The 13,393-nt window shown below is 71.9% G+C and carries 10 protein-coding genes; 5 read left to right on the top strand and 5 right to left on the bottom strand.

Translation table 11 applies throughout. From position 1 onward, the window contains the following. Positions 1 to 450, top strand: coding sequence for a hypothetical protein (locus ACFU8W_RS17255; protein WP_384037460.1), 450 nt, complete (start codon positions 1 to 3; stop codon positions 448 to 450). A 411-nt stretch (positions 451 to 861) separates the two neighbouring features. Here the strand turns inward: ACFU8W_RS17255 and ACFU8W_RS17250 are convergent, their stop codons facing one another. Both ACFU8W_RS17250 and ACFU8W_RS17245 read right to left on the bottom strand, forming a co-directional pair. Next, positions 862 to 1,590 carry a 3'-5' exonuclease gene (locus tag ACFU8W_RS17250; RefSeq protein ID WP_345514028.1) on the bottom strand — a complete coding sequence of 243 codons (729 nt, stop codon included), beginning with the start codon at positions 1,588 to 1,590 and terminating at the stop codon, positions 862 to 864. A 105-nt stretch (positions 1,591 to 1,695) separates the two neighbouring features. Next, positions 1,696 to 2,928, bottom strand: a complete 1,233-nt coding sequence (locus tag ACFU8W_RS17245) for an SAV2148 family HEPN domain-containing protein (RefSeq protein WP_345514030.1) — start codon at positions 2,926 to 2,928, stop codon at positions 1,696 to 1,698. Positions 2,929 to 3,468: 540 nt separating this feature from the next. On the opposite strand from ACFU8W_RS17245, the gene glgX reads away from it, so the two are divergent. Both glgX and treY read left to right on the top strand, forming a co-directional pair. Then, positions 3,469 to 5,622: a glycogen debranching protein GlgX gene (glgX, locus tag ACFU8W_RS17240; RefSeq protein ID WP_384037456.1), complete on the top strand. Its 2,154-nt coding sequence runs from the start codon at positions 3,469 to 3,471 to the stop codon at positions 5,620 to 5,622. Positions 5,623 to 5,719: 97 nt separating this feature from the next. Next, complete coding sequence (treY, locus tag ACFU8W_RS17235) at positions 5,720 to 8,095, top strand: malto-oligosyltrehalose synthase (protein ID WP_384037453.1); 2,376 nt, start codon at positions 5,720 to 5,722, stop codon at positions 8,093 to 8,095. A 39-nt stretch (positions 8,096 to 8,134) separates the two neighbouring features. Here treY and ACFU8W_RS17230 read toward each other — a convergent pair whose 3' ends face one another. Then, positions 8,135 to 9,184, bottom strand: coding sequence for a cytochrome P450 (locus ACFU8W_RS17230; RefSeq protein WP_384037451.1), 1,050 nt, complete (start codon positions 9,182 to 9,184; stop codon positions 8,135 to 8,137). 189 nt (positions 9,185 to 9,373) lie between these two features. Then, positions 9,374 to 9,967, bottom strand: a complete 594-nt coding sequence (locus ACFU8W_RS17225; protein WP_384037448.1) for a DUF1707 and FHA domain-containing protein — start codon at positions 9,965 to 9,967, stop codon at positions 9,374 to 9,376. 182 nt (positions 9,968 to 10,149) lie between these two features. On the opposite strand from ACFU8W_RS17225, the gene ACFU8W_RS17220 reads away from it, so the two are divergent. Both ACFU8W_RS17220 and ACFU8W_RS17215 read left to right on the top strand, forming a co-directional pair. Next, positions 10,150 to 11,103 carry a GNAT family N-acetyltransferase gene (locus ACFU8W_RS17220; RefSeq protein WP_384037445.1) on the top strand — a complete coding sequence of 318 codons (954 nt, stop codon included), beginning with the start codon at positions 10,150 to 10,152 and terminating at the stop codon, positions 11,101 to 11,103. A 214-nt stretch (positions 11,104 to 11,317) separates the two neighbouring features. Continuing rightward, positions 11,318 to 12,229, top strand: coding sequence for a GNAT family N-acetyltransferase (locus tag ACFU8W_RS17215; protein ID WP_384037443.1), 912 nt, complete (start codon positions 11,318 to 11,320; stop codon positions 12,227 to 12,229). Here the strand turns inward: ACFU8W_RS17215 and ACFU8W_RS17210 are convergent. Then, positions 12,201 to 13,331 (bottom strand): alpha-L-fucosidase, encoded by a 1,131-nt coding sequence (locus ACFU8W_RS17210; RefSeq protein WP_384037441.1) that lies wholly within the window; start codon positions 13,329 to 13,331, stop codon positions 12,201 to 12,203. The genes ACFU8W_RS17215 and ACFU8W_RS17210 overlap by 29 nt on opposite strands. Positions 13,332 to 13,393: the final 62 nt, after the last annotated feature.

The following is a 13,393-nucleotide window of genomic DNA, read 5'->3' as shown; positions in this document are numbered from 1 at the left end:
ATGCGCCGAGCCCTTCTCACACCGCTGCTGGCGGCGGCCCTGACCGGATGCTCGCTCCTCGGTCAGGACACACCGTGCACCAAGGCCGACGCGGACTCGCAGGTCTCCGCCGTGTGGCGGCCCGCCGACTTCGGCGGCCGGGACGCGGCGAGGATCCGGCTGTGCGTGGACGGCACCTGCGAGGAGCGGACGTCGGGCAGTCCCGACGACCCGTTCGCGTCGCTGTCGGTCCGGCTCCCCGACGACATCGGTGCGTCCACCGTGCCGGTGCGGCTCACCGTGACGTCCGCGAAGAGCGGCGACACGGTCGTCGAAGACAGCACCCGGGCCAGGCTGACGGAGCAGCACCCCAACGGCACGTCGTGTCCGCCCGTCGTCTGGACGGCGACGTTCCGTGCCCACCCCGACAAGGGCCTCACCTCACCCGAGGGCATGAAGCTCCAGGGCTGAGCCGGCCTACGCAAGCGCCCGTCCCACCGGCACCACCGGAGGGACGGGCGCTTCGCGCAGTTAGGGACCAGCCGTGGGCGTGCATGGTCTCGGGTTCCCCCTCCTCGAACAGCTTGGTCAGCGCCTTGGGGGCGCGGTCGGGGTCGCGGCGCGGGCGGTGGGCAATCACAGGCCGGGGGGCCAAGCATCCAGCACCACCTGCAGAACGCGAGTTGTCCCGCATCGAGCCGGCAGCGGACCCCGCCGTGGCCCTTGGAGGGGTCGGGTGGGTGACGGGCTCGCATCGGTCCCGGTCACCCGGTGACCGGTCCGGCCTCGGACGCCGGACGGGCTCGGGTGTACGGACGGGTTTCCGTGTGCGGACGGGCTTGATCGGTGCGGGCGCGCTCGCCCTGGCCCCGAGGCATGCGTTCAGGTGGTGACCTGGGCCGGTTCGCGTACGGGCCAGTGGGGGTCGATCACCGCGTCCGCGGTGCCCTTGCGGCGCAGGAAGGACTGGAACTCGGCTGCCCAGTCCGCGTACCACGTGATCTGACGCTCGTGGAGTTCGCCCGCCGTCAGGGCGGCGACCGAGCCGTGGCGTGCGGCTATCGCATACGCCACCCGTACCGCCGCCAGCGCGTCCGCGCCCGCGTCATGCGCACCGCCGTGCACCACCCCGTATTCGACGCAGACCGCCTCCAGCGTCCGCTTGCCCTTGCGGTAGCGGTCGACCGCCCGGTCGATCGTGTACGGGTCGACGACCGGACCGATCCCGGCACCGCCGAGCCGGTCGCTCAGGGACGGCAGCCCGTGCCGGCGCAACTCCGCCGTCAGCAGCGTCAGATCGAAGGCGGCGTTGTACGCGACGACCGGCACCCCCTGGCGCCAGTAGTCCGTGAGCGTCTCGGCGATCTCGTCCGCCACCTCGCGCACCGGCCGGCCCTCCGCCGCTGCCCGCTCGCTGCTGATGCCATGGATCGCCGAGGCCTGTGCGGGAATCCGGATCCCCGGATCCGCCAGCCAGGTGCGCTGCCGCACCGGCTCCCCGTCCCTGCCTCCGACGCCGACGACCGCGGCCGTCACGATCCGGGCCTCCAGCGGCTCCGTGCCCGTCGTCTCCAGGTCGAAGCCGACCAGCGCCTCCCGGTGCCAGCTCATCCCGTACCTCCTTCGTGGTGCTCTCCCCCAGGTGATGACCACCCTGCCATGCACCACTGACAACGCGTACGACAGGTGACGCGTACGGCGGGCGGGGCGAGGGGCTCAGGAGACGGGCCGGGAGTCCGTCCACACGGACTCGAACTCCTCGCGGTACGTCTCGAAGAGCCCGTGCTCGTTGTCCTGCCCCGCCCGGACCACCGCCCGGCCCCCGCCTCGCAGCACCAGCACAGGCGCCTCCATGCCGCGTGCGCGCCGCAGATAGGGCTGGACGACGCCCACCGCGTCCGCCCCGTCGCCGTCCACCAGATAGGCCGTGAAGCGCGGCGTCTCGTCGAAGACGTGGATCTCGAACGCGCCCGGATCACGGAGTTTGGAGCGGACCCGGCGCATGTGGAGGATGTTCATCTCCACCGACCGGCTCAGCTCGCCCTTCTTGAGCCCGAGTTCCCGCTCACGCCGCTTGACCGCGCTGCTCGCCGGGTTGATGAACAGCAGCCGGATCCGGCAGCCCGATTCGGCGAGCCGGACCAGCCGGCGGCCGGAGAAGTTCTGCACCAGCAGATTGAGGCCGATGCCGATCGCGTCGAGGCGGCGCGAACCGCCGAACAGGTCCTCGGCGGGCAGCTGGCGCTGCAGCCGGACCCGGTCGGAGTGGACGGAGACCACATCCGCGTACCGGTCGCCGACCAGTTCCTCGACGGCGTCGACCGGCAGCCGGTCCGCGGACGGCACCGCGGCGCCGCTGCCCAGGATCTCCAGGAGACGCGCCGAGGCGCGCTCGGCCTGGGCGAGGACCGCCTCGTTCAGCGCACGGTTGCGGGAGACGACATTGCGGGCGACCTCAAGTTCGTCGAGTGCCAGTTCGACATCGCGCCGGTCGTCGAAGTACGGCTCGAAGCAGGGCCAGTGCTGGATCATCAGCTCCCGCAGCTGCGGGAGCGTGAGGAAGCTGAGAACGTTGTCGTCGGCCGGATCGAGCAGATAGCCCTTGCGGCGGGAGACCTCGCGCACGGCGACGGCGCGCTGCACCCATTCCTGTCCGGCGGGTCCCGCGGCGGCCACCACCCAGTCCTCGCCGTGCACCGGCTCGTAGATCGGCCGCAGTACCGCGGCGACCACGGACCGCAGCCGCTGTTCCACGAGATTCAGCCAAATATAGGCGCGTCCGGCCCGCTGGGCCCGGGTCCGGACCTCGCTCCAGGCGTCCGCACCCCAGCCCAGCTCGGCGCCGATCTCCATGGGCTGCGCAAGCGATACCGCCCCGGGCGGGGCGTCGACGGATTCCCCCTCGTGACCTGGGTCACCCGGGGGCAGCTCGAACCCTCCCGAGCTCAACCGCGCACCGCCTTCCGCTCCCCCACCAACGATCAAGGAAGGGTACTCCGGGAGCGGGAGCCGGTGCAGCAGGATGGACAGGCTCCTTTCTCAACTCCCCGAGGTGTCAGGCGCGTTCCCTGCGGCGAGATCTGCCGTAGTGAGCTGATTCATAGCGATTGAGCACCCCGTCGGGGCCGCATTCCGGACGTGTGCCCCGGACAGGTTCTCGGATTCCGGTTCCGGGCGACACGGAGAGGCCCGATGTTGACCGGTCCGGCGGACGTGGCCGACCGGACCGTGCGACGTGCCGGCGCCCCTCCCGGCAAGCTCTGCCCCGTCGCGCCGTCCGGCACGCACGCTCGCCGTGTTGGCAAAAAGCCCTGGTGGCTCCGCTACAAGGACGCCGGCCGCCTTGCGATCGCACGCACCGGACGACGCTCCTCAGGGGCAGACGCTGCCGATCACGGCACTGGGTGCGGGGCACTCTTTCGGGGAAGATCTGGCCGGGTCGGCCCCAAGTGCCCCAGCACCCGGATCAGAAATGGAAGAGTCATATCTATGCAGGTCTGGCCGGGACAGGCGTATCCCCTCGGCGCCACGTACGACGGCGTCGGCACCAACTTCGCGGTCTTCTCCGAGGCCGCCAACCGAATCGAGTTGTGCCTGCTGCACGACGACGGTTCCGAGACGGCGGTGGAGCTGAGGGAGACCGATGCCTTCGTCCGCCATGCCTATCTGCCCGGGGTGATGCCCGGTCAGCGGTACGGATTCCGGGTGCACGGGCCGTACGAGCCGCAGCGCGGGGCCCGCTGCAACTCGGCGAAACTGCTCCTCGACCCGTACGCGCGGGCGGTCTCCGGGCAGATCCGGTGGGGCGAGGCGGTGTACGGCTATCCGTGGGGCCGGCCCGACGCGCGCAACGATCTGGACTCGGCGCCGCACACCATGAGCTCGGTGGTGGTCAACCCGTACTTCGACTGGGGCGACGACCGGCGCCCCCGTACGGACTACCACCGCACGGTGATCTACGAGGCCCATGTGAAGGGGCTGACGATGCTCCATCCGGGGCTGCCGAAGGAACTGCGCGGTACGTACGCGGCGCTGGCGCATCCGGAGGTCATCGCGCATCTGACGGAGCTCGGGGTCACGGCGATCGAGCTGATGCCGGTGCACCAGTTCGTCCAGGACCACCGGCTGGTGGACGCGGGACTCGCCAACTACTGGGGCTACAACACCATCGGTTTCTTCGCCCCGCACAACGCGTACGCCTCCCGCGGCGACCGCGGAGAGCAGGTGAGCGAGTTCAAGCAGGCCGTACGGGCCCTGCACCAGGCGGGCGTCGAGGTCATCCTCGACGTGGTCTACAACCACACCGCGGAGGGCAACCACCTGGGACCGACACTGTCGTTCCGGGGGCTCGACAACGCCTCGTACTACCGCCTCGCAGATGATCAGCAGTACTACATGGACACCACGGGGACCGGGAACTCGCTGCTGATGAGGTCCCCGCACGTGCTGCAGCTGATCATGGACTCGCTGCGGTACTGGGTGACCGAGATGCATGTGGACGGCTTCCGCTTCGATCTCGCGGCCACCCTGGCCCGGCAGTTCCACGAGGTGGACCGGCTGTCGTCCTTCTTCGACCTGGTGCAGCAGGACCCGGTGGTCAGCCAGGTGAAACTGATCGCCGAGCCGTGGGACGTGGGCGAGGGCGGCTATCAGGTGGGCAACTTCCCGCCCCTGTGGACCGAGTGGAACGGCAAGTACCGGGACACGGTCCGGGACCTGTGGCGGGGCGAACCGCGGACCCTCGCCGAGTTCGCGGGGCGCCTGACGGGATCCTCGGACCTGTACCAGGACGACGGCAGGCGTCCGCTCGCCTCGATCAACTTCGCCACCTGCCACGACGGCTTCACGCTGCACGACCTGGTCTCGTACAACGAGAAGCACAACGACGCGAACGGCGAGGACAACCAGGACGGCGAGAGCCACAACCGGTCGTGGAACTGCGGCGCGGAGGGCGAGACGGACCAGCCGGAGGTGGTGGAGCTGCGCGAGCGGCAGATGCGGAACTTCGTCGCCACGCTGATGCTGTCCCAGGGGGTGCCGATGCTGAGTCACGGCGACGAGTTCGCGCGGACGCAGCGGGGCAACAACAACGCGTACTGCCAGGACAGCGAGCTGTCGTGGGTGCACTGGCCGGAGCCTCGCAAAGCCGGTACGGGGGACGACGAGGGGGACGACCGGGAGTCCCGCAGCAGCCTGCTGGAATTCACCCGGGCGATGGTCTGGCTCCGCCGCGACCACCCGGTCTTCCGGCGCCGCCGGTTCTTCCACGGGCGGCCGGTGGAGGGCACGCACGACGAGCTGACGGACATCGCCTGGTTCACGCCCGAGGGCAGTGAGATGACACAGCGGGACTGGCAGGCGGCGCACGCCAAGGCACTGTCGGTCTTCCTGAACGGGCACGCCATCTCGGAGCCGGGCCCGCGGGGCGAGCGGATCTCCGACGACTCGTTCCTGCTGATGTTCAATGCGAGCGCCGACACGCTGGAATTCGCCGTTCCGGTGAACCATGGCCGGCAGTGGTCGGTGGTGGTCGACACGGCCCGCCCGGAGGGGGTGCAACCGGGAGCGGGTCCGAAGGTGTCCGCGGGCGACCGGGTGAAGCTGGTGGGGCGGAGCATGGCGGTGCTGCAGCGACCGGCGTAGTCGTCCGGGCAGCGCGCCCGGGGAGGCGACCCCTCGTCCGGATGGATCGGCCGGATGCAGTGTCACAGTCGGCTCCGGGCTGGGTACGTACGTTCGCATGACGCCCACCGCCACGTACCGGCTGCAGCTCCAGCCGGACTTCCCGTTCTCGGCCGCCGGACACGCGGTGCCGTATCTCGCCGCGCTCGGCGTCTCCCATCTGCACCTGTCGCCGGTCCTCGAAGCCGTGCCCGGCTCCAGACACGGCTACGACGTGGTCGACCACAGCCGTGTCCGGGCCGAGCTCGGTGGTGAGGAGGGGCTGCGGCAACTGGCGGCCACGGCGCGTGAGCACGGACTCGGGCTGGTGCTGGACATCGTGCCGAACCACATGGCCGCCGTCCCGCGCCACAACCGGGCCCTGTGGGAGGTCCTCCGCGAGGGCCCGGAATCGCCGTATGCCCGCTGGTTCGACATCGACTGGGCGGCGGGCGACGGGCGGGTGCTGCTGCCGGTGCTCGCCCGGCGGATCGGCGACGAGATGGAACGGTTCCAGGTGGACGGGGAGGTGCTGCGCCACGGCGAGCAGGAGTTCCCGCTCCGGGCCGGCACCGCCGGTCTTCCGCTGCCGAAGCTGCTGGACGCCCAGCACTACCGGCTCGGCTGGTGGCGGCTGGCCCGCACCGAGCAGAACTACCGGCGGTTCTTCACCATCTCGGACCTCATCGGGGTCCGGGTGGAGGACCCCGAGGTGTTCGCGGCCACCCACGGCAAGATCCTCGAACTGGTCCGGGACGGTGTCGTCGACGGACTGCGCATCGACCATCCCGACGGGCTCGCCGACCCTGCCGGCTATCTGGACCGGCTCGATGAGGCGACCGGCGGGCGGTGGACGGTCGTGGAGAAGATCCTCACCGGTACCGAGCCGCTCCCCGCGGGCTGGGCCGTCGCGGGGACGACGGGGTACGACGCGCTGCACCGGATCGACGGGCTGTTCACCGATCCGACGGGCGCCACCGAGCTGCTCGGCCGGTACCGGGAGTTCACCGGCCCGGCCGGGGACCGCGGCGGCTACTGGTCGACGACGGTCCGCCGGGCCGCGTACCGGGTGGTGACGCATGAACTGGCCGCGGAGACCGCGCTGCTGACCCGTCTCGCCGTACGCATCTGCGCCGAGGACCCCGCACTGCGCGACCACGCCCCGTGGGCGCTGCGCACCGCCATTGAGGAACTGCTCGTCCGCGTCCCGGTCTACCGCCCGTACGTCACGGCGGGCGGGCCCTGCAGCGAGGCGGCGGAGGCGGCGCTGCCGGACACGGCCGTACGGGACGCCAGGGCGTTGTTCTCCGTGCCGGAGGAGGCAACGGCCGTCGATGTGGTGCGGGACCTGGCGCTGGGGCGGCTCGGTGACGGGCCGGACCGGGCGGCCTTCTGCGCCCGGTTCGCGCAGACCGCGTCGGCGCTGCGGGCCAAGTCGGTCGAGGACACGGCCTTCTACCGGTACGTGCCGCTGATCTCGGCGACCGAGGTGGGCGGTGATCCCGGGTGCCCGACGGTGGCTCCGGAGGAGTTCCACGCCTTCTGCACCCGGCTGGCGCGCGACTGGCCCGCCACCGGCACCGCGCTGACCACGCACGACACCAAGCGCAGCGCGGATGTGCGGGCCCGGATCGCGGTCCTGTCGGAGTGTCCGCAGCAGTGGTCGGAGCTGCTGACGGAGCTGGCGCGGACGGCCCCGACGCCGGTCGCGCCCGATCCGCAGCTGGCCTGGCAGGCCTGGCAGACGGCGTTCGGCTGCGCGGGGCTGCCCGCCGATGAGCTGGCGGGCCGTCTGGAGCCCGCGCTGTTGAAAGCCGTACGGGAAGCGGGGCTGTTCACCAGCTGGACGGAGCCCGATCCGGTGTACGAGCGGGCGGTGTCGGACTTCGTCGCGGCCGGTCCCGCCGCCGGCACCGGGCCGGCACGGGAGGTGTTGCAGCGGTTCGCGGACTCCCTGGAACCCTTCACCCGGGCCAACGCGCTCGGCGCGGCCCTGCTGCAGCTGACCATGCCGGGGGTACCGGACCTGTACCAGGGGACGGAGCAGGAGTACGTGGCACTGGTCGACCCGGACAACCGGCAGCCGTTCCGCCGCCCGCCCGAGAAGGGTCCCGTCAGCGAGAAGGCGGCGCTCACGGTGGCGGCCCTGCGGATGCGGCGGAATCGGCCGGAGCTCTTCGGCGAGTCGGGGACGTACACCCCGCTGACCGCGCAGGGCCCGGCGGCCGCGCACTGTCTGGCCTTCTGCCGCTCCGGCGAGGTCGTCACGGCGGTGACCAGGCTGTCGCTGCGGCTGGCCGGGGCGGGCGGCTGGCGCGGGACGACGCTGGCGCTGCCGGGCGACGGTCCCTGGGAGGATCTGCTCACGCCGGGGCGGGAGTTCCCGGGCGGTCCGGTCGCGGTGGCCGACTTGTTCGCCGAACGACCGGTGGCGCTGCTCCGCGCCTGTCGTTGAACCCGGGGGCTGAGCAGTCCCGGTACCGAAGCCCGGCACTCAGCCGGGTCGTACGAGGAGGGTCCGCGGGCCGCGGGTGAGCAGTCCGGTACTGGACGGACGGAATCCGTCCGCCCAGCGGAGCCGGGGCATGGCGTCGAGCAGGGCACGCACCCCCAGTTCGGCCTCCAGCCGCCCGAGCAGGACGGCCGGACAGGACTCCGGTCCCCCGGTGGACCGGTCCTGGTCGGTCCGGAAGGGGTCGAAGAGATCGGGGGCGGCGTACCGCTCGGGGTCGCGGCCCGCCGCGCCGATCAGACAGGCGACGGGCGCCCCGGCGGGGAGTGTGCCGCCGCTGACCCGCACCTCGGCGACGGTGCGGCGCAGCACGACCTGCACGGGCGGGTCGCGGCGCAGCGACTCGGTCCAGGCGCGGTGGGCGAGGGTGGGTTCGATGCGCAGGGCGGCCAGGAGATCGGGGTCGTCCAGCAGATTGGCGAGGAAGGAGGCGAGCGCCGTCTCACGGAGGCCGGTCCGGCTGGTGCAGGGGGTGATGGGGGGACCGGGCGGCTGCGCCGGATCCGCGAAGGCGCCGGGGACGGCGGCGCCCACGGGCAGCCAGCGACAGAACTCCTCGACCAGATCGGCCTGTTGCCGCCCCGCGATGCGGCGCGCGAGGACGTAGGCGGTCCGTTCGACGCGCTCGGAGAGGTGACGGGGCGCGGCCGCCGCCGACCGCGCGATGTCCTGCGGCCGGGGCATGCAGCGCCTGCTGCCGTGGCAGAGCCCGCGCGGCGCGGGGCCACCGCGGGGCGCGCCGTCGTGCGGGAAGCCGGTGAACCGTGGGTCCGTGAGGGCGGTCGACACGTCGGCGTGCCTGCTGAGCAGCCAGGCGCCGAGGGGGGCGTCGTAGCTGAGCGGGTACTCCTCGCGCAGCACACGGTAGAGCCGGTACGGATCGTGCGCGGCGCCGGGCGCGAGCAGGCTGGGGCCGGTGCCGGGCCGAGCGGTCCTGTCGGTCCGGCCGGGACGCGCGGTCCGGGCGACGCGGCGACCGCGGTCCGGCGCGGAGATGGGCGGGGGTATGCCGTCGGGCGCGTCGGCCTGCATCCTTGCCCCCGGGTTCGGTGCGCCGCTGTGTGGCGCGGATGAACCAAGGGGACCACGACGCAGAGCTCGGCGCAGCGGAGACACCGCCGTTCGGGTGAGGGTGCCCGTCGCCCGCAGCAGCTCCGCGAACGCCGCCGCGGCCCCGTCAGCTCCGGCCGGGAGAGCATCGGGTGTGAACCACGCCCACGCTCAGGCCGGACTCCCGGGCAGCCCCGGCGCCCCGGGCGGCTTGAGTGCGGGCGCGGACAGCCGGAAGGTGATCCGGCCGAAGCTCACCTGGTCCCCGTCGCGCACCGACACCGCACCGGTCACCCGCTGCCCGTTCACACACGTGCCGTTGGTCGAGCCGAGGTCACGAAGGATCCAGCGGCCGCCCTGCACGGTGAGTTCGGCATGCTTGCGCGAGACGGTCTCATGGGTGAGCCGCAGCCCGTTCGCCGGATCGCGGCCGATGAACACGGGGTACGGGCTCGGGGCGGGCAGCAGCAGTTTCGGCAGCCGCTCGGCCTGCCAGGCCCTGCGTACCCGGGCCGGGAACCCGGACACCTCACCGACCACCCGGAACAGCCCCCGCGTCCAGCGGCCTTCGCTCCGCAGGTCGGCGGTGAGTGCCGCCAGCTCCTCCGGCCGGCGGGCGGCCAGGGCCAGTTCCATGCGCCGTACGAACGTGTCGTGGGAGAGCCTGCCCTGCGCGGCGCCTTCTCTGAGCACACCGAGAACACGGTCGCGCTGGGCATCGGAAACCCGCGCGGGATACGTGTGGAACTCGAAGGACGACGTCACAAGGTCGATTGTCGGGGCGACCGCCCCCGAGTGTCCAGAACAACCCCGCCTGCCGCCCGCCTGACCAGCGCGGAACGGACCGGCCGAATATTCGCGGTGGTGTCCGGAGAACGTTGTTACTGTCTGCCGCCGCGGGCCGTGCGGTGCTCACCGCACGGCGGACCGCGCCTCAAGGAGACTCTGTGACCGCTGTACCCCCGGCCCTGACTGTCCGTCCGCTCACCGGGCCGGACGAACTGGCCCTCTTCTGCCGTCTGTCGTACGTCCTCGACCACGAACTGGCCGACGACCTCGCGACGTGCCGCCGCCGCCCCGAGTGGATGTGGGTGGCGCTGCGCGGAGACCGGGTGGTCGCGCGCGTCGCCTGGTGGAGCCACGGCGGCGACATACCCCTCGCGCTCGACTTCTTCGACCTCGACGACACACTGCCCGAGCCCGAGCGCACCGAGACGGGTCTGCAATTGCTGCGGGCGGCAGCGGCGGCCGTCCTTCCCGCCGGGGTCCCGCGTCCCGAGTACGGCCGTTTCGTACCGCCGGACTGGCGCAAGGACCCGGTGGCCCGCGATCTCGTCGAGGCACGGATCCGGGTGATGGAGCGCACCGGTGCGCGCATGCTCGTCGAGCGGCTGCGCCTGGAGTGGCGGGCCGGTACACCGGTGCCCGCCGACAGCGGCCGACTGCGGTTCCGCCCGGTGACCGGGCGCGAGGATCTCCTCGCGCTGATGGCTCCGGTGATGGAGGGCACGCTCGACGCGCACGGCCAGGAGGACCTGGCGTCAGGGCTGTCCGCCCGCGAGGCGGCGGAGAAGCATTACGACGAGGAGCTCGGCGCGTACAGCACCCCGCGCGAGTGGTGGCGCATCGCCGAACTCCCGGGCGGCGAGCCGGTCGGGTTCGTGATCCCGGCCCGCAACAGCTACAACCCGATCATCGCGTACATCGGCGTGCTGCCCGCGCAGCGCGGTCACGGCTACATCGACGACCTGCTCACCGAGGGCACCCGGGTGCTCGCCGCGCAGGACGGGGTGGAGCGGATCCGGGCGGCGACGGACCTCGGCAATGTGCCGATGGCGAAGTCGTTCGCGCGCCTGGGGTACGTCAATTTCGAGCGCGCGTTCAACATGGTCTGGGACTGACGACCTGATCCAGTCCCTCTCGTGCACCAGGTCGTAATCCGGTGGACGGGCCACCGCAGGGCCGGTTACGGTGGCTACCCGCCCGAAGGCCGAGGAAGGAGGCGAGAACAGTGCGTACGTGTACCACTTCATTCCCGCGCTCCCGTCCCGTTCGCCGGGCGGTTTCGGTTTCGGTCTGACCGGGAGCGCATCGCTTCTTCCGGAGGACTCTTCCATGACCGATCTGGTCATTCGCGCGCTCACCGAGAGCGACGCACACCTTTTCCGCACCCTGCCCGAACCCGGTCTCGTCGGCCGCGCCGCCTTCGGGCACAGCTATGCCACTGTGCGCGAGGGTGGTGAGTACCGCCCCGAGTGGACCTGGATCGCCGAGCGCGACGGTGTCGTGGTGGCCAGGGCCGCCTGGTGGTCGGGGCCCGCGGACACCGCACCCGTGACGCTCAACTGGTTCGACTTCGCCGACGGCGAGGACGAGGCGGGCACCGAACTGCTGCGGCAGTCGCCGCTGTACGCCGAGTACGAGCTGATCATGCCCGCCGGCTGGCGGGACCGGCCCGACGTCGCGGCCGCCGCCGAGGCCAGGATCGCCGCCGCCCGCGCGGCCGGGATGAAGCCGCTGGTCGAGCGGTACCGGTACCTGTGGACGCCGGAGTGCGGACTGCCCGAGCGGCCCGGCCGGCTCACCTTCCGGCCGGAGCCGGACGACGCGGTGATCCTCGACGTGCTGCGCCGGGTCCACTCCGTCACGCTGGACGCGCACGCCCGCCGGGCCATCGAGGGGCCCGGCGGACTGGAGCAGGCGGCGCAGGAGGAGCTCGACTTCTTCCACTGGTGCCCTTCGCCGCGCTCCTGGTGGCAGCTGGCGTACACGCCCGAGGGCGAGGTGGCCGGACTCCATGTGCCCGCCCGTAACCCGGGCGGTCCGTGCATCGGCTTCATCGGGGTCGTACCCGAGCAGCGGGGCCACGGCTACGGGTACGACCTGCTCGTCGAGTGCACGCACTTCCTGGCCGCCGAGGGTGCCGAGTTCATCGCGGGCGCCACCGATCAGGGCAATGCGCCGATGGCGGCCGCGTTCGCCCGGGCCGGCCATCCGGTCACTCAGGAACGCATCCATCTGGTGTGAGGTTCGGGGTGAGCTCCGCCAGCCAGTCCAGGCGGAGCTGCTGCTCGGCGGGGATGGTCGCGTCCTCGCCGCACGGCCCCACATTGAGCAGCAGGTTGCCGCCCGCGGCCGCGGTCTCCGTGACCAGTGAGGTCAGCGCGGGACGGCTGAGGAAGGCGTCGGGCGAGGAGTTCCGGTTGTAGCCGAAGCTGTGGTCGATGCCCCGGGTGATCTCGTACGGGTCCGGGCCGGTGTAGCGGGCGAACTCCGGGGTGCGGAAGTCGTAGTACGGGGGCTTGCGCGGCACGAACCCCTCGCCCTGCGCGATCGTGCGGCGCTCCCACCGGTCGTACAGGGCCTTGGCGCCGGGCAGGGCGAGGGCGCGCCACATCGGCGCGTAGGGGAACAACCGGTCGTTGACGACGCCGTGCGGGACGGTGAAGCGGAAGTACTCGATGAGCCGCTGGACGTCGGTGCGCGAGCCGGGCCAGGCGATGTCGTTCCACAGGATGTCGGGCCGGTAGCGGCGTATCAGTTCGCGCATCTGCGCGTCGGCGTACGCGGGGTAGTCGCCGCGCGGCACGGCGGAGACGGTGTCCGCGCCGGTTCCGATGGGCCGGTCGTCGAAGGTCCAGTCGAGCCCGCCGGAGTAGTAGACGCCGAACCGCAGCCCTTCGGCCCGGACCGCTTCGGCGAACTCGCCGACGACGTCTCGGGTGGTGTGCCAGCCGGTGCGGTGCGGGTTGCGGACCTCGGAGGGCCACAGGCAGAACCCGTCGTGGTGCTTGGTGACGAGGACGGCGTAGCGGGCGCCGGCAGCACGGAAACTGCGGGCCCAGGCCGCGGGGTCCCAGCCGTCCAGACCGTCGTTGAAGTCGTTGCCGAAGTCGGTGTACGGCCGGGTGCCGTAGGTCGCCCGGTGGTGGGCGGAGACGGGGCTGCCGGGGAAGCGGAGCGCGTTCTCGTACCACTCGGCGTACGAGGTCCAGCCGAGTGGCGTCCGGCGGGCGGCCAGGGGCAGCTCGTCGGCGGGAACGTACGGCGGGGCCCAGCCCGGTACGGACGCGGGTGTCCAGTGCACAAAGATCCCCAGCTGGGCCTGGGACCACCATGAAGCAACCATGGCGCGAAGTATTGATCATTGAGGGGGTCGTTCGTAAGATCCGGGCACCCCCGGGCCTGATC

Source organism: Streptomyces sp. NPDC057565 (genome assembly GCF_042801455.1).
GTDB classification, from domain to species: domain Bacteria; phylum Actinomycetota; class Actinomycetes; order Streptomycetales; family Streptomycetaceae; genus Streptomyces; species Streptomyces yanii.
The sequence above is the reverse complement of the archived record's forward strand: the minus strand, read 5'-3'. Positions and strand labels throughout refer to the sequence as shown.

What these genes read in the sequence shown, in the direction of transcription:
- ACFU8W_RS17230 (WP_384037451.1), bottom strand. Translation starts at nt 9,184, where the DNA reads ATGCAGGCCGACGCGCCCGACGGCATACCCCCGCCCATCTCCGCGCCG.
- glgX (WP_384037456.1), top strand. Translation starts at nt 3,469, where the DNA reads ATGCAGGTCTGGCCGGGACAGGCGTATCCCCTCGGCGCCACGTACGAC.
- ACFU8W_RS17255 (WP_384037460.1), top strand. Translation starts at nt 1, where the DNA reads ATGCGCCGAGCCCTTCTCACACCGCTGCTGGCGGCGGCCCTGACCGGA.
- treY (WP_384037453.1), top strand. Translation starts at nt 5,720, where the DNA reads ATGACGCCCACCGCCACGTACCGGCTGCAGCTCCAGCCGGACTTCCCG.
- ACFU8W_RS17210 (WP_384037441.1), bottom strand. Translation starts at nt 13,331, where the DNA reads ATGGTTGCTTCATGGTGGTCCCAGGCCCAGCTGGGGATCTTTGTGCAC.
- ACFU8W_RS17215 (WP_384037443.1), top strand. Translation starts at nt 11,318, where the DNA reads ATGACCGATCTGGTCATTCGCGCGCTCACCGAGAGCGACGCACACCTT.
- ACFU8W_RS17250 (WP_345514028.1), bottom strand. Translation starts at nt 1,590, where the DNA reads ATGAGCTGGCACCGGGAGGCGCTGGTCGGCTTCGACCTGGAGACGACG.